The organism is Microlunatus phosphovorus NM-1 (genome assembly GCF_000270245.1).
Lineage (GTDB): Bacteria > Actinomycetota > Actinomycetes > Propionibacteriales > Propionibacteriaceae > Microlunatus > Microlunatus phosphovorus.
In genome coordinates this window covers 2,610,375-2,634,669 of sequence record NC_015635.1, presented here as the reverse complement: position 1 = coordinate 2,634,669, position 24,295 = coordinate 2,610,375, and the positions used below count along the sequence as shown (strand labels likewise).

At 67.5% G+C, this 24,295-nt stretch carries 24 protein-coding genes and 1 riboswitch; of the genes, 7 read left to right on the top strand and 17 right to left on the bottom strand.

The features are described from left to right. Window positions 1-4: 4 nt before the first annotated feature. From MLP_RS11920 to MLP_RS11900, 5 genes are all read right to left on the bottom strand, one after another. Window positions 5-1,594: an FG-GAP repeat protein gene (locus tag MLP_RS11920; protein ID WP_041789996.1), complete on the bottom strand. Its 1,590-nt coding sequence runs from the start codon at window positions 1,592-1,594 to the stop codon at window positions 5-7. Between the two features lie 133 nt (window positions 1,595-1,727). Further along, window positions 1,728-2,270, bottom strand: a complete 543-nt coding sequence (locus MLP_RS11915; RefSeq protein ID WP_013863341.1) for a hypothetical protein — start codon at window positions 2,268-2,270, stop codon at window positions 1,728-1,730. Next, the gene (locus MLP_RS11910) at window positions 2,263-2,838 is read right to left on the bottom strand and encodes an RNA polymerase sigma factor (protein ID WP_231851456.1); all 576 of its coding nucleotides are present in this window, start codon (window positions 2,836-2,838) and stop codon (window positions 2,263-2,265) included. The genes MLP_RS11915 and MLP_RS11910 overlap by 8 nt, the downstream gene beginning before the upstream one ends. 162 nt (window positions 2,839-3,000) lie before the next feature. Beyond that, a complete protein-coding gene (locus MLP_RS11905; protein WP_013863339.1) occupies window positions 3,001-3,402 on the bottom strand; it encodes a VOC family protein in 402 nt (133 codons plus the stop codon). Between the two features lie 135 nt (window positions 3,403-3,537). Then, the gene (locus MLP_RS11900) at window positions 3,538-3,948 is read right to left on the bottom strand and encodes a PepSY domain-containing protein (RefSeq protein WP_041789994.1); all 411 of its coding nucleotides are present in this window, start codon (window positions 3,946-3,948) and stop codon (window positions 3,538-3,540) included. A gap of 7 nt (window positions 3,949-3,955) precedes the next feature. Between MLP_RS11900 and MLP_RS11895 the strand changes: the two genes are divergently transcribed. Then, window positions 3,956-4,234, top strand: a complete 279-nt coding sequence (locus tag MLP_RS11895; protein ID WP_156821129.1) for a hypothetical protein — start codon at window positions 3,956-3,958, stop codon at window positions 4,232-4,234. 50 nt (window positions 4,235-4,284) lie between these two features. Here the strand turns inward: MLP_RS11895 and MLP_RS11890 are convergent, their stop codons facing one another. Both MLP_RS11890 and MLP_RS11885 read right to left on the bottom strand, forming a co-directional pair. Continuing rightward, on the bottom strand, window positions 4,285-5,772 hold the full coding sequence (locus MLP_RS11890) for a sensor histidine kinase (protein ID WP_013863337.1): 1,488 nt from the start codon (window positions 5,770-5,772) through the stop codon (window positions 4,285-4,287). Then, the gene (locus MLP_RS11885; protein WP_013863336.1) at window positions 5,769-6,494 is read right to left on the bottom strand and encodes a response regulator transcription factor; all 726 of its coding nucleotides are present in this window, start codon (window positions 6,492-6,494) and stop codon (window positions 5,769-5,771) included. Before MLP_RS11885 ends, MLP_RS11890 begins: the two co-directional genes overlap by 4 nt. A gap of 114 nt (window positions 6,495-6,608) precedes the next feature. Between MLP_RS11885 and MLP_RS26310 the strand changes: the two genes are divergently transcribed. Genes MLP_RS26310 through MLP_RS11865 form a run of 4 tightly spaced genes read left to right on the top strand, consistent with a single transcriptional unit; the run spans window position 6,609 to window position 10,730 of the window. Beyond that, window positions 6,609-8,324: an HlyD family efflux transporter periplasmic adaptor subunit gene (locus MLP_RS26310; protein WP_013863335.1), complete on the top strand. Its 1,716-nt coding sequence runs from the start codon at window positions 6,609-6,611 to the stop codon at window positions 8,322-8,324. Next, window positions 8,321-9,073: an ABC transporter ATP-binding protein gene (locus tag MLP_RS11875; RefSeq protein WP_013863334.1), complete on the top strand. Its 753-nt coding sequence runs from the start codon at window positions 8,321-8,323 to the stop codon at window positions 9,071-9,073. Before MLP_RS26310 ends, MLP_RS11875 begins: the two co-directional genes overlap by 4 nt. After that, window positions 9,070-10,380: an ABC transporter permease gene (locus MLP_RS11870; RefSeq protein ID WP_013863333.1), complete on the top strand. Its 1,311-nt coding sequence runs from the start codon at window positions 9,070-9,072 to the stop codon at window positions 10,378-10,380. The genes MLP_RS11875 and MLP_RS11870 overlap by 4 nt, the downstream gene beginning before the upstream one ends. A 5-nt stretch (window positions 10,381-10,385) precedes the next feature. Further along, a complete protein-coding gene (locus MLP_RS11865) occupies window positions 10,386-10,730 on the top strand; it encodes a hypothetical protein (protein ID WP_156821128.1) in 345 nt (114 codons plus the stop codon). Between the two features lie 56 nt (window positions 10,731-10,786). On the opposite strand, the gene MLP_RS11860 is transcribed toward MLP_RS11865, so the two are convergent. After that, entirely contained in the window at window positions 10,787-11,446 is a 660-nt protein-coding gene (locus tag MLP_RS11860; RefSeq protein ID WP_172641563.1) for a DUF7255 family protein, read from the bottom strand. A gap of 107 nt (window positions 11,447-11,553) precedes the next feature. Then, window positions 11,554-11,771, top strand: a riboswitch (cobalamin riboswitch). Window positions 11,772-11,912: 141 nt separating this feature from the next. Between MLP_RS11860 and metE the strand changes: the two genes are divergently transcribed. After that, the gene (gene metE / locus MLP_RS11855; protein ID WP_013863330.1) at window positions 11,913-14,279 is read left to right on the top strand and encodes a 5-methyltetrahydropteroyltriglutamate--homocysteine S-methyltransferase; all 2,367 of its coding nucleotides are present in this window, start codon (window positions 11,913-11,915) and stop codon (window positions 14,277-14,279) included. A gap of 132 nt (window positions 14,280-14,411) precedes the next feature. Further along, window positions 14,412-15,326, top strand: coding sequence for an SDR family NAD(P)-dependent oxidoreductase (locus tag MLP_RS11850; RefSeq protein ID WP_013863329.1), 915 nt, complete (start codon window positions 14,412-14,414; stop codon window positions 15,324-15,326). Between the two features lie 91 nt (window positions 15,327-15,417). On the opposite strand, the gene MLP_RS11845 is transcribed toward MLP_RS11850, so the two are convergent. The 9 genes from MLP_RS11845 to MLP_RS11805 all read right to left on the bottom strand — a co-directional run bounded on the left by MLP_RS11845 (window position 15,418) and on the right by MLP_RS11805 (window position 24,223). Continuing rightward, window positions 15,418-16,131 (bottom strand): GntR family transcriptional regulator, encoded by a 714-nt coding sequence (locus MLP_RS11845; RefSeq protein ID WP_041789988.1) that lies wholly within the window; start codon window positions 16,129-16,131, stop codon window positions 15,418-15,420. Continuing rightward, window positions 16,131-17,579, bottom strand: coding sequence for an FAD/NAD(P)-dependent oxidoreductase (locus tag MLP_RS11840; RefSeq protein WP_013863327.1), 1,449 nt, complete (start codon window positions 17,577-17,579; stop codon window positions 16,131-16,133). The genes MLP_RS11845 and MLP_RS11840 overlap by 1 nt, the downstream gene beginning before the upstream one ends. Next, window positions 17,576-17,863: a (2Fe-2S)-binding protein gene (locus tag MLP_RS11835; protein WP_013863326.1), complete on the bottom strand. Its 288-nt coding sequence runs from the start codon at window positions 17,861-17,863 to the stop codon at window positions 17,576-17,578. Before MLP_RS11835 ends, MLP_RS11840 begins: the two co-directional genes overlap by 4 nt. A gap of 147 nt (window positions 17,864-18,010) precedes the next feature. After that, window positions 18,011-19,183, bottom strand: a complete 1,173-nt coding sequence (locus MLP_RS11830; RefSeq protein ID WP_013863325.1) for an NAD(P)/FAD-dependent oxidoreductase — start codon at window positions 19,181-19,183, stop codon at window positions 18,011-18,013. Then, the gene (locus tag MLP_RS11825; protein WP_013863324.1) at window positions 19,180-20,181 is read right to left on the bottom strand and encodes a proline racemase family protein; all 1,002 of its coding nucleotides are present in this window, start codon (window positions 20,179-20,181) and stop codon (window positions 19,180-19,182) included. The genes MLP_RS11830 and MLP_RS11825 overlap by 4 nt, the downstream gene beginning before the upstream one ends. A 100-nt stretch (window positions 20,182-20,281) precedes the next feature. Beyond that, a complete protein-coding gene (locus MLP_RS11820) occupies window positions 20,282-21,184 on the bottom strand; it encodes a dihydrodipicolinate synthase family protein (protein ID WP_013863323.1) in 903 nt (300 codons plus the stop codon). A 193-nt stretch (window positions 21,185-21,377) separates the two neighbouring features. Then, window positions 21,378-22,679 carry a flavin-containing monooxygenase gene (locus MLP_RS11815; RefSeq protein ID WP_013863322.1) on the bottom strand — a complete coding sequence of 434 codons (1,302 nt, stop codon included), beginning with the start codon at window positions 22,677-22,679 and terminating at the stop codon, window positions 21,378-21,380. 69 nt (window positions 22,680-22,748) lie between these two features. Further along, window positions 22,749-23,489: an SDR family NAD(P)-dependent oxidoreductase gene (locus tag MLP_RS11810; RefSeq protein ID WP_013863321.1), complete on the bottom strand. Its 741-nt coding sequence runs from the start codon at window positions 23,487-23,489 to the stop codon at window positions 22,749-22,751. Then, window positions 23,486-24,223, bottom strand: a complete 738-nt coding sequence (locus MLP_RS11805) for an SDR family NAD(P)-dependent oxidoreductase (RefSeq protein WP_013863320.1) — start codon at window positions 24,221-24,223, stop codon at window positions 23,486-23,488. Before MLP_RS11805 ends, MLP_RS11810 begins: the two co-directional genes overlap by 4 nt. Window positions 24,224-24,295 lie beyond the last annotated feature (72 nt).

Below are 24,295 nucleotides of genomic sequence, written 5' to 3'. Positions count from 1 at the left end.
ACCGTCAGCCCCAGCGGCGAGGACCGCCGCCGAACCGCTCATCGGTGCCGGTCTTGCCTTGGACGCCCGAGGTGTTCGCCGTGAACGTCTTGGCACCACGTGGATTGGGTCCGTCTGCGCTGATCGGCAGCTGGGTGATGGCCCCTGCCGATCGGATCGACCCGACATCCTCGCGCGGCACTCCGATCACCAAGGTGGCCTGCGTACGACTCTGCAGATGGGGCGTGGTCACAACCTCACCGAAGGCGTCCTCGCTCTCCGGAGTGCCGGGGATGCCCAGGGTGGCCTGGGTGAATCGCGTACCACCGATGCCCTCGGTGGTGAGTCCGTCCGGCCCGCCGAGCAGCACGGTGACCGACCCGCCATCGGTGTCACCCGGAGCACCGATCACCAAGTCCGCCGTGGGTCCCTCGTCCAGCGGCGCCATCGCCAGCGCCTCGCTGAAGACGTTTCCAAGTCGCGCGGTGCCCGCCACGCCGGGACTGTCCTGCGTCCACAGCTGACTGTTCGACGTCGTCAGACCGTCCTTCGAGCCGGCCAGCAGCACCACGGATCCCATTGCATAGTCGACATCCGGTTCGTCGTGACAGCCGAAAGCAGGGTCCCCAACCGCCAGATCGTCTCGGCCATCGCCATGAACGTCGCCGCTGGCCAGCACGAAACCGAAGGCACAGAATCGATCAGCCTGGCCCGGCATCCCGACTGAATGAGGACTGATCGGCTCATTTCCGGTGAAGCCGTCCGGCGTGCGTTCGACGGTCTGGACCGTGCCACCGGACAATCCGTTGGTCGAACCGATCGCAAGCTCCGTGGACCCGTCACCGTCGAAGTCCCCGGTCGCCACCGCGGCACCGAAGCCGACGTACTTCCCGCTCTCCCCCGGGATGCCCGGCGTATCGCGGGTCAACATCGCCGACCTCGTCAACTGCAACCCCGAGGGCCCGCCGTAGACCACCGCGACGCCACCGGCCGCATCCTTCCCATCGACGCGGAGTCCGGCGATGCCGGCCATCAGGTCATCGATGCCGTCACCATCCAGATCGCCGGCAGCGAGCTCGTCACCCAGTTCCTGATCTCGTGCGCTGCCAGGTGAGCCGGGGATCTGCGAGAGAGTGAAGCTCTGCGTGCCAGTGGTCTTCAGACCGGTGGGCGAGCCGAAGAAGACCTGCACCCAGCCGGTGCCGGCGTTCTCCCCTGGGCTGCCGACCGCGAGGTCGGCGCAGCCATCGCCGTTGACGTCGGCAAGCAGTGTCGAAGTGCCGAAGGCATCGCCGGTCTCGGCCTTCCCGGGCACCCCACGGGTGTCCTGAGTGAGGTAGTGGTCATTCCGAGCGCTGCCGGTGGCGTTGGTGACCAAACCGCTCCGCTGTCCGTAGAAGACATGGACAGAGCCACGATCCTTGGCATTGCCCGGCTCGCCGACCGCGATCTCGGCGAAGCCGTCGCCGTTCACGTCACCCGGCACTCCCGAACTGCATCGGGCCGCCGGACGCGGATCCGCCTGGTGGTCGGTCGCTGTGGCCGGAGCCAGACCGATGGCGGTGATCACTCCCGCCAAGGCGATCAGGCTGACCATCGTCCGGCGCGTCGTCATCTGTCGTTGGTGCATCGTGCTCCTTCCCGAGCCTCAATGTCTGTCCTGGACACGACAGCTGTCGAAACGAATACGCGACGCCAGGTCAGAAGGTTGCACAACTGGGAAGAATTACGTCAGTTTCCGACCTGGCTCAGCGACTCGCTCCGTTCGAGGGAATCGGCAGTGCCGTATAGCTCGGACTTTCCTCACTGGGTTCCGAGGTGGGCGACGGCTCTGGCGTCAGGGTCGGGGTCGGCGTCGGGGTGTCGGTCGGCTCCGGAGTGGGAGTCGGCGTGGGCGTCGGCGACACCGATCCCGGATCCGGGGTGCTTGGCTTTGTTGTCGCGTACGGCAGCGGCACCGACCGCGGCCGCTCTCGGGGAGCTGAGGTGGTGGGCAGCAGACTGGCCCGACCGCTCGGCTCCACCGTGCTTTCGACGTACTGCACACTCGGACTCCGGGTGGGCAGGCCGGCCGGGACCGGAGTCTGGCGCTGGACGGTCAAGGCGTACACGCCTGCCCCACCCGAGATCATCATGACCGCGGCGGTGACGACCGTCACCGTCCATCGCCAATGCCGTCGGCGCGCACCACGCTGTCGCACGAGGGCCGGATCCAAGGGGTCATGGACGGACGAGGAGGCGCTTTCTCCCAGGTCCTTGAGCCGTTCCTCCAGCCGATCCCACTCAGCCATCGGCTCTCTCCTGATCAACGGAGCCCTCATCGGAGACGGCGAGCAGACCCGCCAACGCCGCCCGCCCCCGAGAGAGCCGAGCTTTCACCGTGCCGACCGGCGCTCCGGTCTCGACCGCGATGTCTCGAATGGACACATCGCACAGATGGAACAGCACGATTGCCCGACGCTGATCCGCGGGCAACTGATCCAGTGCGCGCATCAACTCCACCCGCGATGCGTCAGGCTCCGGCACCGGTCGGGGCAGCTGGGAGCGATCCGGTGGGCGTAGCGCCCGCTGGGCGCGTCGCCACCGACTGACGGCGAGCCGGTATGCGACCGTGCGGACCCACGCTTCCGGGCACTGCTCTCTGTCCAGCACGCGGCGCCGATCCCAGGCCCGGACGAACGCCTCCTGTACGCAGTCCTGCGCCTCGGCGAAGTTGCCGCACATCGCGTAGATCTGCGCAACCAGCCGCCTGAACGACCTCGCGTAGAGCGCATCAAACTCATCGGCATCCATCTCTCGCACCCGCGCGTCGCCAGCGGCCACCGACACCCGACCGGGGACGGCCATCGGTCTAGACATGACAACTCGAGGGCCCGACGCGCATGACCCGCCCCCTTTCTGGATCCGACTAAGCCCTCATACGCCCCAGGTCAGCAACAGGTTGCATACCCCGACGAAGATCTTTCACACAGTGATCCTTTTTCCACACCGGGTGCCGGCGGGTGGCCCGTCGGAGCCTGGTCAGGCAGCGGCCGGGTCTGGCTGATGCAAGCCGAACACGTTGCCCTCGGTGTCGAGGTAGTAGCCCTGCCAAGCCATCCCCGGCAGCGGGCTCTTGGGATGAGCCACCTGGCCACCGGCCTCGAGGATCGCCGTATGCAGGCTGTCGTAATCCTCGCAGCCCAAGGTGAGCACCGCCCCGTTCACCGGAGCTCCCGCGCCCCCGCCGTCGCCTCTCCGCTCCATGATCGCTCCGTTGATCCCCGGCGTGCCTTCCTCGCCGGTCACCGCCCCGAAATAGGGCATCCCTGCATACTCACTCCAGTCCTCGAACGCCCAGCCGAAGACGTCCCGATAGAACGCCACGGCTCGAGACACGTCGTCGGCGTGGATCTCGAAGTGGATCGGTCGCGCTGCTGTCATGGGTCGGTCCTCCGCCTCTGGTGAGTCTGCTCGGGCCTGCGGCCCTGGATCTACTCGCTCAGTCTGCTCCAGGTCCGGGGCCCACGCCACGGTCTCGATCCACTGGATCCGGAGGCTGCGACCCGACCCAGGCCGTCAGTCGTCGGCGCGGTTGCTGAGGACCTCTCCGCTGGTGGCGTCGATCTGCACCGTACGTTGCTGCGATCCCGTCGATACATCCGCCTCCCAGACAATCCGGCGGTTCTCGGTGTCGAGATTGAGCTCGTTGATCTGCGCGTCGCTGATCTCACCCACGGTCACCTCGACGGCGCGGACGAAGTCGATGTCGACCGAGCTGAAGCTCTTGTTCTCCGCCTTGTCATCGGCATCGGGACGATCGTCGGCGGGACCGGACACCACCCGGGTTCCGGACGGATCGGTCCGGAGCTGCTGCTCGCCGCCGTCGGAAGTCACGACATGCACCTCCCACCCGTCTCGCTCGGACTCGATCGAGACGACGGTCCCGCCGTTGATCTCCTTCGCGGCGAGTCGTCCTGCGGCAACCATCGCGTCGTTGGACTCGGCGGCAGTGCTGGATCCGGTCGTGTCGGGGGACGAACTCGCACTCGGACTCGCCGGTGCGGAGGCCGGCGCCGACGACGTGTTCGCCGGTACCGGCGAACTGGTCGGCGACTCGTCCGGCGCCGAGCACCCCACAGTCACTGCCAGGGCGATCGTGGCCGCACCGATGGCCAAGGGGCGGACAAACGAATTGGTCGAAAACTGCATGAAGGGTTTCCCGTCGGGTGTGTGCTCAGCTGACTACGGTGCTGACTTCATCACCTGCAGATGAGTGCCTCGTTGGCCGCAGATGAGACCTTTGCCATCTCTCGCCTCTCCGCGTCAGCCACTCACGCGTGGGAACGTGAGGGTGAAGGTGCAGCCCCCGCCCGGGGTGTCGGAGTGATCGATCGTGCCGTGGTGGGCGCCCATCAAGCCTGCGGCGATCGAGAGTCCGAGTCCAGCGCCTCCCTGGCTCCGCGCTCGGCCGTAGTCGCTGCGATAGAAGCGCTCGAAGACCCGCGCCGCCGTCTCGGGCTCGAGTCCTCGGCCATGGTCGACGATCTCGGCCACCACCGCGTCCGACCGGACTCCGATCGTCACCTCGTACGGCGTGCCGGCCGGCGTATGCCGGAGCACATTGGCGACCACATTGCCGAGCACCTGCCGGATTCGGCTCTCATCCCCCAGCACGACCGGCGGCTCATCGAGCCAGCCGTCTCCCTCTCCCCTGGCCAGGGTCACTGTCCGTTGCGAGTCCCGGGCACGGGCATCCAGCACCGTGTCAGCCGCGACGGTGAGCAGATCGACAGGCCGATGATCGAGTCCTGGCGCGGTATCCAGCCGGGCCAGCAGCAGCAGGTCGTTGACCAGATCGCTCATCCGGATGGACTCCGACTCGATCCGGTCCATGATCACCGCGACCTCTTCGGGACTGCTGGCGACGCCCTGACGGTACATCTCGGCATGGCCGCGGATGCTGGCCAGCGGCGTACGCAACTCGTGACTCGCGTCGGCGATGAACCGCCGCAGCCGCGCCTCGGTGGCGATCTTGTCGTCGAAGCCCTGCTCGATCTGGGTGAGCATGGTGTTCAGCGAGCCGGTCAACCGGCCGATCTCGGTGTCGGCGGGCGGCTGCGCCACCCGCTGTGAGAGATCGCCGGCGGCAATCGCCCGGGCGGTGCGCTCGATGGCAGTCAGCGGTCGCAGCGCAAGCCGCACCATGAACCAGCTGCCCAGCCCGCCGAGCAGCACGATGACCGCGGAGACGACCAGCGTGATCAGCTGCAGTCGCCGCAGCGTGTCGAACGCATCGGCCAGCGAGATCGCGATCACCCCGTACCCGTCCTCCGTGGCCGCCACTCTGACCCGCCACGGCGCCCCGTGCTCGGTGTCGGGCACGGTGATCGGCTGCTGGCTGGAAGCCGCGGCCGCAAGGTCCTCGGTGGCTCTGGACAGATCGGGACGGCCTGGAGCCGTCGCTTGCCGGGGCAGCTCACAGAGCACCGCGCCGGTGGCATCAGTGACGGCGAAGGCATAGCTGGTCGGGAGCTGCTGTCTGCCTCCGTCGGCACGGTCGATCACCTGGCACAGCTGCTCGGATGTCAGGCCCAGCCGATCTGTGTCGGCACCAGGCAGCGGGCCTTCGAGCTGTGCGTCGATGCGCTGCTGCTGATAGTTGCTGATCAACATCACCGCGGCCACGTTCGCCAGGATCAGCCCGAGCGTGAGCAGCCCGACCACCCCGATCACCAGCCGCCCCCGCAGTGAGAGCCGTCGGAGTCGGCTCACCGGCCAACGGGCCGCCGACGGACGCTCGGTCTGGGTCATCGGCGATCCCGCGGTAGCCGCAGGCTGTAGCCGACCCCGCGGACGGTGTCGATCAGCGGCGGGTCGTAGACGTCGACCTTGCGTCGTAGATAGCGGATGTAGGAGTCCACCACGCTGGAGTCACCGTTGAAGTCGTAGTGCCAGACGTGCTCGAGGATCTGGGCTCGCGACATCACCCGGCCGGCGTTGCGCATCAAGAAGCTCAGCAGCGAGAACTCGGTCGGCGACAGGTGGATCGGCTGGTCCCCGCGCCACACCTCGTGACCGTCCTCGTCGAGCACGAGATCGGCGTACCGGAGCATCCCGGAGCTCTGCGTGATGCCGGCGATGCCGGTCGGACGCAGCCGACGCAGGATCACACCGACCCGAGTGATCACCTCCTCCAGGCTGAACGGCTTGGTGACGTAGTCGTCGCCGCCGATCGTCAGCCCATGGAGCTTGTCGTCCATCGAGTCACGGGCGGTCAGGAACAACACGCCGACCTCGCCACCGGCTCGGAGCATCGGCAGCAGGGCAAAGCCGTCGGCGTCGGGCAGCATCACGTCCAACACCACCAGGTCAGGCCGGAACTCCTCCGCCACCCGAAGCGCCTCGACCCCGGTCGTCGCCGAGGCGACCTCGAAGCCGACGTACCGTAGGCTCACGCCGAGCATCTCCACCAGATGAGGCTCGTCGTCCACCACGAGGATGCGAGAGTCCCTCAGTTCCGGCGCGATCTGCATGTCTGCCAGAGTGCGCGATCTTGGTGAGAATTCGATGACAATCGGACCGCTCTCATCGAACTGTCACCGTCCTCCCGTCGTTCTGGCATCTTGGCGGGTCATCCTCGGCCCCATGTGCTCGAGCCCTCACTCGCCGGCCGGACGGCACCGGTGAAGCGCCGGACGATCATCATCAATTCCGTGCTCGGCGTCGCCATCCTCGGCGTCGGCGCCGCCACTGCGTTCTCGGCGATCGGCGGCGCTCCCCAGCAGCCGACCGGCACGCTGGTGAGCGTCCAACGTGGCACGGTCAGCTCGACGGTGACCGCGACCGGCAACGTCGAGGCCGGCTCGACGGTGGCGGTCAACCCCAGTGGTTCGGGCGAGGTCACCAAGATCTACGTCAAGGTCGGCGCCAAGGTGGCGAAGGGCGACAAGCTCCTCAAGATCGACGACACCTCGGCCCGGCGGGACCTGAAGACCGCGAAGGCAAGTTTGGCCTCCGCCGAGGCCGGCATGACCACCACGACGCAAGGTCGTTCGACCCAGGACCAGGCGGTCGACGACGCCGGCGTGCGGAGCGCCCAGACCGCTCTGTCGAATGCCCGCAAGGCGCTGTCGCAGGCCAAGGCGACCTACGCGTTGGATCAGAAGCAACAACATGCTCTGGTCAACAAGGCCGACTCCGCGGTCGAGGACGCCAAAGACCAGCTGTCCGATGCGAAGTCGGAACTCGCCAAGGCACAACGAGAGCTGGCGAGCGAGACCGACCCCACCAAGACGACGGAGTTGCAGAACCAGGTCACCCAGGCACAGTCCGCGGTCACCACTGCAGAGAACGCTGTCACCACCGCGAAGAGCAGCCTCACCCAGGCCCAGCAGACCCGCGACAAGACACTGCTCTCCTCGAAACAGAACGTGCAGACCCAGGAGGGCCAGGTGTCCGCCGCCGGGGACAGCCTCGCCTCGCAAGAGGCACAACGGGCGTCCAACCAGCAGCCGGCGCGTGAGGGCGCGGTCGAGTCGGCTCAAGCACAGATCGACAACGCACGTGTGTCGGTGGAGCAGGCCGAACAAGCCGTCAAGGACACGACTGTTCGCGCGCCGGTCGACGGCACCGTCGCCGACATCTCGGCCGTGCTGGGTCAGTCGTCCTCCGGCGGCGGTTCGGCCAGCGGGGGCTCGTCGGGAGGCACCAGTGGCAACGGGACCTCAGGCAGCTCTGGCACGTCAAGCAGCAGTTCCTCGTCGAGTTCGGGTCTGGTCACCCTGGTGAACGAGAAGGTCAAGCAGATCACCGCCTCCGTCGCCGAGGCCGACATCGTCAAGGTCAAGGCGGGCCAGACGGCATCGGTGACCTTCCCGGCGTCGAGCAAGACCCTGTCCGGCAAGGTCACCTCGGTCGCCACCCAGAGCACCGTCTCGAACAACGTCGTGCAGTACGACGTGGCGATCTCCCTGCCGACGGCCAACTCCACGGTCCGGCTGGGTCAGACCGGCGACGTCACCATCACCACCGCCTCGCACGCCGACGTCTTGTATGTGCCGACCAGCGCGATCACCACGACCGGCAACCAAGCCACGGTCACCCGGCGAGCCGACGGCACCGACGCCACGGTGCAGATCGAGACCGGCCTGGTCGGTTCGGTCGGCACCGAGGTCACCCGCGGCTTGAACGAGGGCGACCAGCTCGTATTGCCCACCGGCACCGGTACGCAAGGCTTCACCTTCCCCGGTGGACCTGGCGGCTCCGCTGGATCCGACGGCGCGGGCGGTGGATCCGGTGGCGCGGGTGGCGGGACGAACACTGACAATGGTGAGTCGGGCACTGGCAGCGGCGGACCCCGATGAGCAACCCAGCCGCCCGGGTGCCGGTGATCGATCTCCGCGGCGTCACCAAGACCTACGGCGAGGGCGAGACAGCCGTACATGCCGTTGCCGGGATCGACCTCGTCGTCGAGCGCGGCGACTATGTCGCGATCATGGGCGCCTCCGGCTCGGGCAAGTCCACGCTGATGAACATCATCGGTTGCCTGGACGTCCCCTCCACCGGGGTCTATCGGCTGGACGGCATCGACGTACGGCGGCTCAACGATCGACAGCAGTCCAGGATCAGGAACCACAAGATCGGCTTCGTCTTCCAGAGCTTCAACCTGATCGCCCGCACCAGCGCACTGCGGAACGTCGAACTGCCCCTGGCGTACGGCCGGGTCGGCGCGAAGGAACGGCGCGAGCGGGCGAAAGCAGCCCTGGAACTCGTTGGGCTCGGCGAGCGCCTGGGCCACACCCCGGCCCAGCTCTCCGGCGGCCAGCAGCAACGCGTCGCCGTGGCCCGCGCCATCGCCACCGAGCCGGTGCTGCTGCTGGCCGACGAGCCGACCGGGGCCTTGGACAGTCACAGCACCGAGGATGTCCTCGCCCTGTTCGACGCGCTGTCGGCGGCCGGTCGAACCATCGTGGTGATCACGCATGAGGATGAGGTCGCCTCGCATGCCAAGCGGGTGCTGCGGATGCGCGACGGCCTGATCGAGTCCGATAGCCGGCGGGTCCCGGTGCACGCCTTGCCGCCTCGACACCCCGACGCCCGGGCCGCGGCGTGAACCTCGCCGAGAGCCTCCGCTTCGCCTGGCGGGGGGTGACCGCCAACAAGGCGCGGTCGTTGCTGACGATGCTCGGGGTGCTGATCGGCGTCGCGTCGGTGATCACCTTGGTCGCGGTCGGAAACGGCGCCAGCGCCAGCGTCACCAGCACGCTCAACAGTCTCGGCTCCAACACCCTCACCGTGACCGCCGGGAGCTCCGGAGCGGGTCTGTTCGGTGGCGGTGGACCGGGCGGTCCAGGTGGCCCGGGTGGGGCGGGTGCCAACGCGCAAACCGACTCCGAGGACACCGATCCCTTCGACGGCGGCACCGACATCCGCAAGGCCCAGCTCACTCTCGGCGATGCCGAGGCTCTCGCCGACCGATCTCAAGCTCCCGACGTGCTCGGCGTTGCGCCGGTCGTGAGCGTGTCCTCGGTGACGGCGACCTACCGGGGCAACTCACACGATGTCGGCACGATGACCGGCACCACACCTGCGTACCTGTTGATCAACAACGACACGGTCGCCGGCGGCCGCGCCTTCACCGACGACGACTATCTGGACCATGCCCGGGTCGCCCTCGTGGGTCCGACTGTGGCGCAGGAGCTCGTCGGCGGCGACGGCAATGGGATCCTCGACAAGACGATCAACCTGAACGGCAACGCCTTCACCGTGGTCGGCATCCTGACCGCCAAGGGCAGCAGCGGCATCCAGAATCAAGACGACGTGATCATCGCACCGGCCACTGCCGTACAGGACACACTGGCCGGCTATCAGAATCTCGGCTCCATCTCGGTCAAGGCCACCTCGGCCGACACCGTCGATGCCGCCCAGAGTCAGGTCGAACGGATTCTGGATGCCCGCCACGGCACCAACTCCACCGATCGCGACTTCTCGGTGACCAGCTCGGCGTCGTTCCTGTCCGCGGCCACCACGATCACCTCGACCCTCACCCTGCTGCTCGGCGCCATCGCCGGGATCTCCTTGCTGGTTGGCGGAATCGGGGTGATGAACATCATGCTGGTCACCGTCACCGAGCGGACCCGCGAGATCGGCATCCGCAAGGCCATCGGTGCCGGGAAGGCCGACATCATCGCGCAGTTCCTGCTGGAGGCGGTCATGTTGTCGATGATCGGCGGCCTGCTCGGTGTGCTGCTCGGCTCGCTCACCGGACTGGTCGAGGTCGGCACCTTCCAGCCGGTCGTCTCGCCCGGCTCGATCGTGCTGGCCTTCTCCTTCTCCTTGGCGGTCGGGCTGATCTTCGGCCTCTACCCCGCCAACCGGGCCGCCTCCCTCAAGCCCATCGACGCCCTCCGCTATGAGTAGCCGCCATGAGTAGCACGCGACGTGACGAAGAAGCGATGCCGACAAGGAGTCCCCAGGCCGCCGGCGCTTCGATGACTACCTGGGTCGAGCCGGCCGAAGACGATGAGGACTACTACGAGCCGCCCAAGAAGCGCAGTCGACTGACGACTGGACTCGTCGTCGCTCTGATCTTCCTGCTCGGCATGTTCACCGGTGTCACTGTCAGCCGGCTGCTGCCCTCCCAACAACGACCCCAGGTCATCTATCTGCTCAACAACGAGGGCTCGCCCCAGGCGAGCAGCGGGATGCCATCCGGCATGCCGACCGATTCCCCCTCCGATCTGCCACCCGGAGGACCCTCCGGCCGCTGATCTCCTTGACGAGAAGTAGCCTGCGGTGCTAAATCGCACGAATATTCGACCACAAGCTACTTTTCGAAGCCGGATAGGGGTGCCGATCGGCCGCTCGTCGAGCGTTCATCGACGAGTTGTGCCACCGCGATCGCAGGGATGTCCGCCCGGCCATACAGCACATCGTTCAACAGCGCACCCGCCACCCGGTCGTAGATGGAGATCCGAGCCAGCCGGACCGCTCCTGAGGCGGCGGCCGTGTCCTTCATCGCGTCGTACAGAGCGCGTTGCTTCCATCGCGGCGCGCCTCGGTCGCCGAAAACACCGTCGGGATCGGCCGGGCCGAACATCCGCTCGGCGGACGGACTGGTCCATCGCCTGCCACCCGTCCCAGCCCGCCGTTCCCCGGTGACCACATACTCGCGGTAGGCATCGGCCCAAGGAAGATCGGTGACCCACGGTGCGGTGAGCGTGATGCCGCGATAGCGGTGGAAGTGCAGGTCTTCGTCGAGTTCCAGCAGTAGGCCATCGTCGTACGCGACGTCCCAGTTGCCGGGCGCGAGTCTGGGAACGTCCTGGACGCCACCGAGGACTCGGTACAGATCGAGCACAGACGCGCTAACGCTCTCGGGCAAAGAGTCCAGACGCGGCGCGGGCGGAGCTGTCTCCAGTTCCGCGCGGCCCGCGGAACGAAGCAACTCGCGGAGCTTCGTCACCCGCCTTCCGGTCTTCACCACGTACGAAGTTTCGCAGTCCGCCTGTTTCGTGAAGGCACGGTTCCGTGGAGGCATGGGCCGCGGTGCGGCTGATGGACAGCGCCGGCCGCTGGATCCTGTGTCGGTAGGCTGACGACCGCGTCTGGTTCTGCCCCGGTGCCTTGTGCGCCGTCGGCAGAGGCAAGAGGGAACCCGGTGAGAATCCGGGACTGCCCCGCAGCGGTATTCGGGAACGACAGTCGTCACCAAGCACTGGGTCCACGGGATCTGGGAAGCGACGGCCAGTAGGTGAGCCAGCCGGCTCGTGCCCGTGAGTCCGAAGACCTGCCTGACGTCCGGTTCGGCAACCGCCGAGTCGGTTCGGCACTGACCGCTCGGGCCGGTCATGGTAGGCGCCGTTGTCCCCGGGCACGCAGCGCGTCCCGAGCGGGGATCGGCCCACCGTGCTGGTCGGAGTGGTCTGCGAGAACTCGCGAAGGAGAGTTCCGTGACCACCACCCACCCCTCACCACTCCTGTCCAGATCCGCGGGGCGCACCGTCCTGGCGACGGCGTACGGCTATCCCCGGCAGGGCCGGGATCGCGAACTGAAGCGCGGCCAGGAACGCTACTGGCGCGGCGACACCTCCATTGATGAGCTGCTCACCATCGCCACACAGGTACGCGCCCAACGACTCGAGACCCTGACCTCCGCCGGGCTCGACGAACTCCCGGTCGGCGACTTCTCCCTCTACGACCACGTCCTCGACACCGCCTGGCTGGTCGGTGCGATCCCGCCCCGATTCGACCGCGCGGTCCCCGATGCCGACCCAGCCAGCACCCACACGGCCGAAGGTGGCTGGCAGCGCTACTTCGCCATGGCGCGTGGCACCGGTGACGAGCCGCCGCTGGAGATGACGAAGTGGTTCGACACCAACTACCACTACCTGGTCCCGGAGCTCTCCGGCAGCGCGACCTTCCGTCTCGATCCATCCAAGCTGCTGGCCGAGGTCGCCGAGGCGCAGAGGTACGGTCGACCGGTCCGCCCGGTGATCGTCGGCCCGGTCACCTTCTTGAGCCTGGCCAAGTCCGTCGACGGGGACGACTTCGACCCGCTGGCCCTCCTCGACCGGCTACTGCCCGTGTATGCCGAACTGCTCACCCAGCTGGCCGACGCGGGCATCGCGTGGGTCCAGCTCGACGAGCCGATCGCCGTGACGGATCTGTCGCCCGCACAGCTGCAGTACCTGGCGCGTGCGTACGCCACCCTGACTGCGGTCGAGCGTCGACCGAAGATCCTGGTCGGCAGCTATTTCGGCCATCTTGGCGAGGCTGCTGCGACCCTCGTCGACGCCGGCATCGACGGTCTCGGTGTGGAGCTGACCAGGGACACCGCGTCCGCGACGGTGGCCGAGCTCGCGGTCCTGCCGCGCTTGCGTGAGCTGCGGGTGATCGCCGGTCTGGTGGATGGCCGCAATGTGTGGCGTACCGATCTGGCCGCCGCACTGGCGACCGGCGGCACCCTGCTGGGACTGGCCGATCAGGTCGATGTCGCACCGTCCTGCTCCCTGTTGCATGTGCCGCACGACGCGAGCCGCGAGAACGACCTCGACCCCGAGGTCGCCGCCTGGCTCGCGTTCGCCGACCAGAAGCTCGCCGAGGTGGTCACGCTGGCCCGCGGCCTGTCGTCTGGCACCGAGGCGATCGCGGCCGAACTCGAGGCAAATCAAGCAGTCCTCGCCCAGCGCGCGGCCTCCTCGATCACCCGCAACCGGGCCGTCCGCGATCGGGCGGCCGCCGTGTCCGCGGACGACCTCCGTCGCCGCTCGGCCTATCCGGAGCGGGCCCGCCGCCAGCATGAGCGGCTGGCGCTGCCCGCTCTGCCGACGACCACGATCGGGTCGTTCCCGCAGACCGCCGAGATCCGCCGGGCACGTGCCGCGTACCGGGCCGGAAACCTCGCGTCCGAGGACTACCAGGCGGCGATGCGAACCGAGATCGACCGGGTCATCGCGCTGCAGACCGAGATCGGCGTCGACCTTCTGGTGCATGGCGAGGCCGAGCGCAACGACATGGTGCAGTACTTCGCCGAGCAACTCGACGGCATCGTGACCACCGAGTACGGCTGGGTGCAGTCCTATGGCAGCAGGTGCGTCCGGCCACCGATCATCGCCGGCGACATCACCCGGCCGGCCCCGATGACCGTGGAGTGGACCAGCTATGCGCAGTCCCGCACGACCCGGCCGATGAAGGGCATGCTCACCGGCCCGGTGACGATGCTGGCTTGGTCGTTCGTTCGCGACGATCTGCCCGTCGCCGAGACCGCCCGACAGATGGCACTCGCGCTGCGGGACGAGGTGAACGACCTCGAAGCCGCCGGCGTGGCTGCGATCCAGGTCGACGAGCCGGCTCTCCGGGAGACGCTGCCACTGCGGACCGGTGACCGCCCCGACTATCTGCGTTGGGCGGTGGACGCGTTCCGGCTCAGCACGGCTGGGGTGACCGACGAGACCCAGATCCACACGCACATGTGCTACGCGGAGTTCGGCGACATCCTGCAAGCAATCATCGAGCTCGACGCTGACGTGATCAGCCTGGAGGCCGCCCGGTCCCGGATGGAGGTGGTCGGCGAACTCGCCGAAGCCGGCTATCCGCGGGAGGTCGGGCCCGGTGTCTGGGACATCCATGCCCCGCGAGTGCCGAGCACCGAGGAGATCCTCGGCTCGGTCCGGCTGGCCTGTGCGCAGTTGCCGGCACAGCGGATCTGGATCAACCCGGACTGCGGTTTGAAGACCCGCGGCTATGCCGAGGTCGAGCCGGCGCTGCGGCACCTGGTCGCAGCCGCCCAGCAGTTGCGGACAGAGATGGTCGGCTGATCGTTGACCTGCTGGCCGGCTGAGCAGCCACCTCGCGATGGTCAGCCGGCCGGTACGGTCAAGTCCTCAGGGTCTGCTGCGATTCTGAGCGTGACACTCGCCACGGAAACCACGAGCCTCGAACAGGAACCGATGTCCACGATCTTGATCACCGGCGCTTCTGCGGGGCTTGGACGAGAGACCGCGGTCAGACTCACCTCGGCTGGGCACCGAATCCTGTTGGTCGTCCGCGATCCGGTAAAAGGGCAGCGGGTCGTCGCCGACCTCCGAGCCCGCCAGCTTGATACCGGCTCGGAGGCGATCACCTGCGATCTCGCCGACCTCGGATCGGTCCGGTCCCTGGCCGGCCAGCTCATCGCTCGCAAAGAGCCGATCGACACGGTGATCTGCAACGCGGGCGTACAGATAGTCAACGGGCCGGCACGGTCCGCCGATGGCTACGAGCTGACCTTCGCCGTCAACCATCTTGCCCACTTTCTGCTGGTCACCGAGCTCCTCGACCACCTCCGCCGTCCGTCGCGGGTGATCATGATCGGCAGCGGCGTACATCTGGGCCCCAGCAGATCGTTCGGCTTCCCGGCACCGGAGTGGGCTGAGCCACGACAACTCGCGCTCGCTGATCAGCTCACTGACCAATCGGGAGTTCCGACCTCTGGCAGAGTCGGCCGAGTTCGCTATGCCAACTCCAAGCTCGCCAACATCATGTTCGCGTACGAACTCGCCCGCCGAACTGTCGATGGCGAGGTCACCGTCAATGCCTTCGATCCGGGATTGATGCCGCAGACCGGTCTCGCCCGTCAGTATCCGGCGCCGATTCGTCAGCTCTATCGCTACCTCACGTCGCTGCTGACCCTTCTTCCCGGCGCCCATCGGGTCAGTAAGTCAGCCGCTGATCTGGCTTGGCTCGCCACGGCTCCCGAGCTGACTGGGGTGAGCGGCAAGTATTTCGTCGAGCGCCGCGCCAGACCCAGTTCGGCACTGTCGTACGACGGGGGCCTGGCGCTGCAGTTGTGGGAGCAATCCACGGCCCTCACCAGGCCGTACTAGCACTTGGTCGGGATTGACCTCCTGCGCCTGGCCTGACCGGCGCCGCCGGAAGCCCGGCCTGCTCAGAGCCGCGGAAGCCTGGTCTGGTCGATCAGCTCGCACTCCCGGGGCGCTGCCCGTCCGATCGACCGGCCCAGGTCGTTCGCGTCTTGCTGATGTGTTGATGCATGAACTGCTCCACGGCCTCGGCGTCGCGGGAACGGATCAGTTCGACGATCACCTGGTGCTCCTGCGCGGAGTCGATCAGCCGCCCCTGCTCCAGCAGCCCGGCGAGACCCAGCAGCCGAGTCTGACCGCGCAGGTCGGACACCAGGTCGACCAATCGTGGATTGTCGGCGTAGGACAGCAGCTTGAGATGAAACACCTGGTCTGCCTCGGTGTAGGAGACCAGGTCGTCGGCCCGAGCCCCTTCGACGATGTTCTCCGCCAGCCGTTCCAGCTCGGGGAAGTCGGCCTCGGGAATGAGCGGAGTCACCGCGGCCACCACGGGTGGTTCGAGGAGTTGGCGGATCTGGGTGATCCGGTCCAGCTCGACATCGTCGACCTCGGTCACCCGGAAACCCTTGTTCGGCACGATCGTGACCATGTTCTCGCGGGTCAGATCCAGCATCGCCTCACGGACCGGGGTGGCGGACACCCCGAACCGGCGAGCCAGGAACGGCGCCGAATACACGGTGCCAGGCTCCATCTCGCCGGACACGATGGCCGAGCGCAAGGCCTGCAGCACCTGATCGCGCAGGCTCTCCTTGCCGATCGTGGTCAAACTCGAGGCGGGCCGCGACGTCGACACACGAGGCGAGGACATCAGCGCGCCAACCGCTCGGCATCGGCCAGGGCAGCGAGCTCCCCCAGCGCGATCGGCGCGCACAGCGGACGTTTGGCAACCGGTCGCAACGCCTCCGCATCGACGGCACCGGTCAGCTGGGCGGTCGCGAAACCGCAGACCCGGCCCTGGCACCAGCCCATCCCGGGTCGACTCAGCAACTTGACCGTACGCGCGTCGCCGGCACCGAGCTCGTCGCGGGCATAGCAGAGGTCCCCATAGCTGACCTCCTCGCAACGGCACACGGTAGTGGACTCGGTCAGCCAATCCGACCACTGGGCAGGCACCGGATGGGCACGGTGCATGGCCCGGGCGAAGGCACGTGCGCGGCTGATGCGACCTTGCAGTTGCCGCCGGCGGCGGGGATCCTCCACCCCGGCGGCGGCCCGCGCCACCGCGCGACCGGCCAGCTCACCCTCCGTGACGGCCAGCGCAGCGCCGCCGACACCGGTGACCTCACCGGCCGCATACACCCCGGGGGTGGTGGTCTGCTGGGCATCGTCGACCACGGCCACCAACGAGCCGTCGACGTCGACCCGGGTGTCGGCGCCGACCGCCGTCACCAGTTCCAGCGACGGGGTGAACCCCCAGCCCAGCGCGACCAGATCGACGAGGACCTCCCGGCTCGTTCCGGGCCGGATCCGGCCCTGCCGGTCGAGCTTGGCCACCGTGACACTGCGTACCTCATCGGTGCCGTTGATCGAGACGATCGCGGTACGAGTCCAGTAACCGATCCGGCGTTTGGCCAGGCTGAACGCGTACTCGGCCGCCTCCCGGGCCTTGGCCGGCACCTGCGCCGCGCCGCGGGTCTGGGGTATCCAGGAGCTGATCGCACCGGCCTCGCAGACCCCGACCACCTCGACACCGCCCTCGGCCAGGCCGGTGGCAACAGGCAGCAGGAACGGTCCGGTGCCGGCCACGATCGCTCTGGTCCCAGTGCGCGTGCCGTACCCCTTCAGCATCGCTTGCACCCCGCCGGCGGCCATCACCCCAGGCAGGTCCCAGCCGGGGATCGGCAACTGCCTGTCGTACCCGCCAGGGCACAGGATCAGCCGGCGCGCCACGACCTGGTCCTGAACAGGCTGAGGCCCGACGTCGCTGAACCCGGTCAGCCGCAGCACGAACTCCGGTACGCCATTCTCGACAGACCGTGTCTCGATGAACCAGACCTGGCTGTTCGGCAGGTACTGCAGTCCGCTGTGATCACGAGCTTCGTCGAACCGGCGCCGGAGCTTGGCGTATGTCGTCACGTCGTGCAGGCCGATGGTCGGCTCCGAGCCTGCTTCGTCCCGATGCCGCCAATATTGCCCACCCACCTGCAGGTTCAGGTCGATCACCGCGACTGTGAGACCTGCCTCCGCGGCCGCAACGGCGGCGGCGAGCCCGGCCGGACCGGCGCCGACGACCGCCACATCCAGGGTCGAGATCATCGTGCTTCCTCTCCCGCCTCATCACTGGCCACCTGCATGCCCGGCTTAGCCGGCGTCAGGCAGGCGCGCTGATTGGGTACGCCGTCGATAGTGATCAAGCAGTCGTAGCAGATCCCGATCCCACAGAAGAGGCCGCGGGGACGGCCGTTCTTGCGTGTCGTTCGCCAGGACCGGATGCCGGCGCCGACCAGTGCCGCACCGACGCTTTGTCCTGGCTGGACCGGAATCGCTCCACCATCGAAGGTGAACGTCTGCTCGGGAGCCCGACCATCAGACTCGGTCATGGGCGGAGCCTCTCGGGAGTGCAGGAGCGATTCTGGGCGGCGCGTCCCGCGGGTGAAGCGAGCAGATCCGATCGAGCGCCGCACAGAATCGTGACGAACGAGCGAGACTTCGCGGAGCTCATGACCGCGGAGCGCGGAGCGCGACAATCAGACACTGAACCGCTCCGGCCGGAAGGGAGTCAGATCCAGATCGGTGGGCTGGCCGAGAATGGATTGGGCGAGAAGCTTTCCGGTGCCGGCCGACAGACCGATGCCGGCGCCTTCATGGCCGCTGGCATGCCAGAGTCCGGGGGCCCGCGGGTCAGGCCCGATCACCGGCTGGTGGTCTGCGCTGTAGGGCCGGAAGCCGAGGTAGCTGCGCATCACCTTCACCGAGGCCAGCATCGGGAACAGGGCGACCGCCTTCGCCGCGATCTCGGCCATCACCGGCAACGAGACCGTGCGATCGAAGCCGACCCGCTCCCGGGAGGAACCGATCAGCACGGTGCCGCTGTCGGTGCCCTCCACCACGGTCGAGGTCTGCAGGCCACCGTCGGAGGACAGCACGTTGGCCACATAGTCCGCGTCATAGACCTTGTGCCGGATGGTGAGCGGCAACGGCTCGGTGACCAGCACGAAACCGCGCCGGGGCAGGATCGGCAGCTTCACCCCCGCCAGCTTGGCGATGCTGCCGGACCAGGTGCCGGCGGCGTTGATCACTGCGTCGGCGCTGACCTCCCCGATGCGGGTCCGGACACCGGTCACCCGATCGCCGTCCCGCAAGAATCCGATCACCTCCGCGCCGGTTTGCACGACCGCGCCGAGCCCCCGGGCCAGCCGCAACAGGTGTGCCGCCAGCAGCATGGGCTGCACCTGGGCATCCTCCGGGTAGTACGCGCCGCTGCACAGGTCCGGCGAGATGTGCGGCTCGAAGTCACGCAGCCGATCCGCCGGCAGGTCGATCGCCTCGACGCCGCTGGCCCGTTGCCTGGTGGTGAGCTCCGCAAGCCCTGCAGCACCCGCTTCGGTCGCGGCGACGGCAATGCCACCTTTGCGCTCGTACTCCCACAGCGCATTGTGCTCGGCCAGGTCGGTGCCGTACAGCGCGTGCGAATACTTGGCCAGCTCCAACTCTGGACCGGCGTCCTTGTCCGAGTTGAGCATGTTGCCCTCGCACGCACTCGAGGTGCCGCTGACGATCTGACCACGCTCCACGACGTGCACCCGCAGACCATGCCGGGCGGCAAAGTAGGCGCACGCCGAACCCACCGCGCCGGCGCCGATGACCACGACGTCGGCCGTGGTGTCCCCGGCCGCCGGCGTCACAGCCGCCGGTGTCATACCAGGAAGCCTGCTGGGAAGGGATCGGTCGGATCGAGCATGTACTGAGCGGTGCCGGTCACCCAGGCCCGGCCGGTGACCCGCGGAATGACGGCGGTCAGGTCGCCGACGGTGGTCGTCTCGGCGATCCGGGCCCGGAACTGTGACCCGATGAACGACTCGTTGATGAACTCCTCGCCGACACCGATCTCGCCGCGCGCATGCAGTTGCGCGATCCGGGCACTGGTGCCGGTGCCGCAGGGTGAGCGGTCGAACCAGCCCGGATGGATGGCCATCGCATGCCGGGAATGCTGTGCCGTCGAGCCGGGTGCCTTCAGATAGACGTGGTGGCAGCTGTTGATGTCCGGCCGCAGCGGATGCACCGGCTGGTTCTGCTCGTTGATCGCGTCCATGATGGACAGTCCGGCCGCCAGCAGCTCGTTCTTGGCCTTCCGGTCGAACGGCAGACCGAGGTCATCGAGGTCGACGATGGCATAGAAGTTGCCGCCGTAGGCGATGTCATAGCGGACCTGGCCGAAGCCGGGGACCTCGACGGTCTGATCCAGCCCCAGGCAGAACGACGGCACCATGGTGAGGGTGACCGAATCGGCGTGTCCATCGCTGACCGCGACCTCGGCGATCACCAGGCCGGCCGGGGTATCCAGCCGGATGGTGGTGACCGGCTCGCTCACCGGCACCATCCCGGTCTCCACCAGCACGGTCGCCGTGCCCATGGTGCCGTGACCGCACATGGGCAGCAGCCCGGACACCTCGATGTAGAGCACGCCGTAGTCGGCATCGGGCCGAGTGGGTGGCTGCAGGATGCTGCCGCTCATCGAGCTGTGGCCGCGCGGCTCGTACATCAACAGCGTCCGCAGCTCATCGGAGTTCTCCATGAACCACAGCCGTCGCTCGGCCATCGTGGCGCCGGGCAGCACCCCGACGCCGCCGGTGACGACTCGGGTCGGCATGCCCTCGGTATGGGAGTCGACCGCGCTGATCACCCGACTGGTACGCACTGCTGATCTCCTCGAGTGGAGTGGTTGGCGAGCTAGCTGCGTGTTCGTCACCGACATCGGTGACGAACACGCAGCTAATGACACACCATCAGAGTCTGACTTACTTGTAGCCCTTGGCCAGTGCAGCCTCGGTGTCGGCGGTGACCTTGGCGTGGATGTCGGCCGGCAGCGGGGTCCGCGGCGGCCGGCAGATGCCACCCTTGCGACCGGCGATGTCCATCGACAGCTTGATCGCCTGGACGAACTCGGTCTTGGAGTCCCAGCGCAGCAGCGAGTGCAGGTCGCGGTAGATCGGCAGGGCCTTCTCGATGTCCGCGAGGTTGCCGGAGGTGGCCAGGTTGTACAGCTCCACGGTCGACTGTGGGATCGCGTTCGGGTAGCCGGCGATCCAGCCCACCGCACCGGCGATGCCGAGCTCGAGCAGCACGTCGTCGGAGCCGATCAGAATGTCGAGTTCGGGAGCCAGCTCCTGGATCTCGTACGCCCGGCGCACGTCGCCGGTGAACTCCTTGACGGCCACGATGTAGCCCTCGCCGTGCAGCTCGGCCAGCAGCTCCGGGCTCAGGTCGACCTTGGTGTCGTACGGGTTGTTGTAGGCCACGATCGGCAGCCCGACCTGGGAGACCGCCTTGTAGTGGTTGACGACCGACTCACGATCGGCCTTGTAGGTGTTCGGGGGCAGCTGCAGGATCGACACGGCGCCGGCCTCGGCGGCCTGCTCGACCCAGCGCACCGACTGCAAGGTGCCGTACGCGCCGGCGCCCGCCATCACACCAAAGCCCTCCGGAGACGCCTCGACAGCGGTCGTGATGACCCGGGCCCGCTCTTCGTCGGACAGCGTCTGGTACTCACCCAAGGAGCCGTTCGGGCACACACCCTGGGTGCCGTTGGCCGCCAGCCAGGAAACGTGCTCGGCGAAGCCGTCGAAGTCGACGGAGAGGTCGTCGTTGAAGGGCAGCGCCGTGGCGGTGAAGATGCCGTGCCACGCCTTGCTGTCAGCCATCTATAGCTCCTTGTGTGGGTCGAGCTGAGCTCGGTTCGAGATGATGGAGCATTTATAGCATGTGATATTGCACTGTGTCGAATGTCGGTCTGAGCGCTCATCCAGAAGGAGCTTCGGCCCTCGAAAAGGCGCAGTTACACCCGAAACGGCAGGCGGATCAGATGCAACTGCTCCTTCTCGGCGAGACGGCCAGTCAGACTTCCGATGTCTTGAGTGCCTTGGTGGGACGGATCACGGCGTACGCATCGAGCAGCCGCTCCGTGTCGGCCATCTGCTCGTTCCAGACGTTTCGGATGATGTCGATCCGGTCGTCGGGCTGCTGCAGACCGGCCAGGTAGGCCTGGATACCGGCGCCGTGGGCACCGGCCGCTTCGTGGAGTGCGATCATCCGGATGGCCAGCTTGGTCTGCACACCGTAGATCGGGATCTGCGGACCGCGTGGAGCGGCGAGACCGATGAAGTAGAGCTTCTCCAGCCCGACCGGGACGATGCCGCCGGCATAGCGGAGGGGCACGCCTCGGCTGCGCTCTAACAGCGACTCATCGAGGAACGGCAGGGCGGCATTGAATCCGGTGGCGTACAGGATGGTGTCGTACTCGCCGGAGGTGCCGTCGACGAAATGGACCGTCTTGCCGTCCAGCCGGGAGATGCCCGGGCGAACCTTGACCCGGCCGTGCTGGATCCAATAGAGCAGCAGGTCGTTGACCACGGTCGCGCCGCCGGCCAGCGTGTCGTGCTTCGGCTGCGGCATGCCGGGATAGTTGAACCACTCGCCGATGGACACCCGGGCCAGCAGCCGGGCGATCAGATCCTGATCGGACGGGCTGAACTCGGAGAGGAAGCTGACCTGCTGCCGGGGCACGCCGAAGAATGCCTTCGGCTGGAAGTACATTCCCTCCAGGACGACGATGTCGACGTCGATCCGGTGTTGCGCGGTGTCGACAGCCAGGTCGCAACCCGAGTTCCCGGCACCGACGACCAGGACGCGGTTGCCCTCGATCTCGCTGGTGTTGCGGTACGACCCGGAGTGGATCTGCTTGCCGGTGAACTCACCCTCGAAGGCGGGGATCTTCTGGTCCCACAAATGTCCGTTGGCGACCAGTACGCCGTCGTAGTCGTGCTGCTCGCCGTTGGCCAAGGTCACGGTCCAACCGGCTGAGCCGACCGGGCCGTCGGTGGCGATCGGCGTTACCGAGGCGACCTCGGTGTTGAATCGGATGACGTCGTAGAGACCGTGGTGCGCGGCGTAGGACTCCATGTAGGAGCTGACCTGATCGCGCCGCGGGAAGTGCGGGTAGTCGGTCGGCATCGGGAAGTCCTCGAAGAAGGTCTGGTCCCGGGCGGTGATCAGGTGCAGCGCGTCGTAGTCGGTGTGCCAGTGACCGCCTACCCGGTCGGTCTTCTCATAGCAATCGGCTTCGTAACCGGCGTTGCGGAGCTGCTGAAGGGCGGAGATACCGGCGGCACCGGCACCGATCACGCAATAGCGGGTCATGCAGGACTGTCCTTTCGTGGGTAGTTCTTGGTGTTGTTGATCGGGGATGGATGCAGAGCTATGCGGGGGTCAGCGGATGACGTCGCCGCCGGAGAGGGTGACGGTGTCCCCGGTCATGAAGGACGCAGCGCCGCCGCCGGTGAGCAGCCAGACCCAGTCCGCGATCTCGGATGGCTGTGCCACGCGACCCAACGGGATGCCTGCCGCCGCCGCTTCCATCCGCCCGGTGGCGGCATTGCCCGGAGTGGCCACCCAGCCCGGTGCGATGGCATTGACCCGGATCCGGCGCGGCGCGAGCTCCAGCGCTGTCGCCTTGGTGATCATCACGACCGCTGACTTGGAGGCGCCGTAGACCAGCTGACCAGGAGAGACGACGAAGGCGTCAACGGAGGCGAAGTTCACGATGCCGGAACCCTCCGGCATGTACGGCACCGCGGCGGCCATCACGTTCAGCACCCCGAGGACGTTGACGTCGAAGACCTTGTGGAACAGCTCGGTGGTGTATGTGTCCAGCGTCGAGGGCGGATAGATACCCGCCACGTTCGCCACCGCGTGCAGGGCACCGCCCAGGGCCGGCAACTGCTCAGCCAGCGCGCTCTCGATGGCCGCTCGGTCGCGGACATCGACCACCAGCGGGATCAGCCGCCCCTCGCTGTCGGCGGCATCCACCGGCGCGACGTCGACAGCGAGCACCGTCCAGCCGTGGGCGAGGAATGCCTCGGCGGTGCTGCGGCCCATGCCGCTGCCGGCACCGGTGACCAGGGCGACACCGGGCTGGGAGTCACCGGTCTGGGAGTCAGCCGCGCTCATCGCACCGTCACCCCGCCGTCGACCAGATAGTCCGCGCCAGTGACATAGGACGCGCCGTCACCGGCCAGGAACACGACCAGCGGGGAGATCTCATCAGCGCGGGCCCGGCGACCGAGCGGTGCACCGGAGGAGGTGCCACCCGGTGGCTCATCGAGATTCATCGGCGTGTCGACGCCGCCCGGGCTGACCGAGTTCACTCTGATGCCATCCGCAGCCAGCTCGAGAGCGGCGGCCCGGGTCAGCGCCAGGATCGCCGCCTTCGACGCGGAGTAGGCGCCGTAGCCCTCGGCGCCACGGTGGGCGGCGGTGGAGGAGATGTTGATGATCGAGCCACCACCGCCCCGCGCCAGTGCGGGTGCGGCGGCCTTGATGCCGAGCAGCACCGAGGTCGCATTGACGGTCTGCAGCAGCTCCCACTCCTTGAGGTCGAGCTCCAGCAGTCGGGTGACGCGGATGATGCCGGCATTGTTGACCAGCACGCTGAGGCGGCCGTCCGCGGCCTCGATGTCGGCGACGGTCTGCAGCCAGTCGGACTCGCTGGTCACGTCGAGATGGACGTACCGCACCGGCAGCCCGAGCGCCTGCAACTGCTCGGCGGTCTGGGCGCCATCCTCATCGCGGACGTCGGCGATGACGACGTGGTAGCCGGCGCTCGCCAATGCCTCGGCGTGTGCGGCCCCTTGGCCGCGCGCTCCCCCGGTGACCAGCGCCACCTCTGCCGACTGTATCGACATGAAACCTCCATCAACAGGCGATTACCTTGAGATAATGAGAAACTATAGGTAACTCCTAGATAGAAGTCCAGA

Excerpts from the sequence above, each read along its gene's own strand:
- MLP_RS11920 (WP_041789996.1), bottom strand. The coding sequence starts at position 1,594 with ATGACGACGCGCCGGACGATGGTCAGCCTGATCGCCTTGGCGGGAGTG.
- MLP_RS11915 (WP_013863341.1), bottom strand. The coding sequence starts at position 2,270 with ATGGCTGAGTGGGATCGGCTGGAGGAACGGCTCAAGGACCTGGGAGAA.
- MLP_RS11910 (WP_231851456.1), bottom strand. The coding sequence starts at position 2,838 with ATGTCTAGACCGATGGCCGTCCCCGGTCGGGTGTCGGTGGCCGCTGGC.
- MLP_RS11905 (WP_013863339.1), bottom strand. The coding sequence starts at position 3,402 with ATGACAGCAGCGCGACCGATCCACTTCGAGATCCACGCCGACGACGTG.
- MLP_RS11900 (WP_041789994.1), bottom strand. The coding sequence starts at position 3,948 with ATGGTTGCCGCAGGACGACTCGCCGCGAAGGAGATCAACGGCGGGACC.
- MLP_RS11890 (WP_013863337.1), bottom strand. The coding sequence starts at position 5,772 with ATGACCCAGACCGAGCGTCCGTCGGCGGCCCGTTGGCCGGTGAGCCGA.
- MLP_RS11885 (WP_013863336.1), bottom strand. The coding sequence starts at position 6,494 with ATGCAGATCGCGCCGGAACTGAGGGACTCTCGCATCCTCGTGGTGGAC.
- MLP_RS11875 (WP_013863334.1), top strand. The coding sequence starts at position 8,321 with ATGAGCAACCCAGCCGCCCGGGTGCCGGTGATCGATCTCCGCGGCGTC.
- MLP_RS11865 (WP_156821128.1), top strand. The coding sequence starts at position 10,386 with ATGAGTAGCACGCGACGTGACGAAGAAGCGATGCCGACAAGGAGTCCC.
- MLP_RS11850 (WP_013863329.1), top strand. The coding sequence starts at position 14,412 with ATGTCCACGATCTTGATCACCGGCGCTTCTGCGGGGCTTGGACGAGAG.
- MLP_RS11845 (WP_041789988.1), bottom strand. The coding sequence starts at position 16,131 with ATGTCCTCGCCTCGTGTGTCGACGTCGCGGCCCGCCTCGAGTTTGACC.
- MLP_RS11840 (WP_013863327.1), bottom strand. The coding sequence starts at position 17,579 with ATGATCTCGACCCTGGATGTGGCGGTCGTCGGCGCCGGTCCGGCCGGG.
- MLP_RS11835 (WP_013863326.1), bottom strand. The coding sequence starts at position 17,863 with ATGACCGAGTCTGATGGTCGGGCTCCCGAGCAGACGTTCACCTTCGAT.
- MLP_RS11830 (WP_013863325.1), bottom strand. The coding sequence starts at position 19,183 with ATGACACCGGCGGCTGTGACGCCGGCGGCCGGGGACACCACGGCCGAC.
- MLP_RS11820 (WP_013863323.1), bottom strand. The coding sequence starts at position 21,184 with ATGGCTGACAGCAAGGCGTGGCACGGCATCTTCACCGCCACGGCGCTG.
- MLP_RS11815 (WP_013863322.1), bottom strand. The coding sequence starts at position 22,679 with ATGACCCGCTATTGCGTGATCGGTGCCGGTGCCGCCGGTATCTCCGCC.
- MLP_RS11810 (WP_013863321.1), bottom strand. The coding sequence starts at position 23,489 with ATGAGCGCGGCTGACTCCCAGACCGGTGACTCCCAGCCCGGTGTCGCC.
- MLP_RS11805 (WP_013863320.1), bottom strand. The coding sequence starts at position 24,223 with ATGTCGATACAGTCGGCAGAGGTGGCGCTGGTCACCGGGGGAGCGCGC.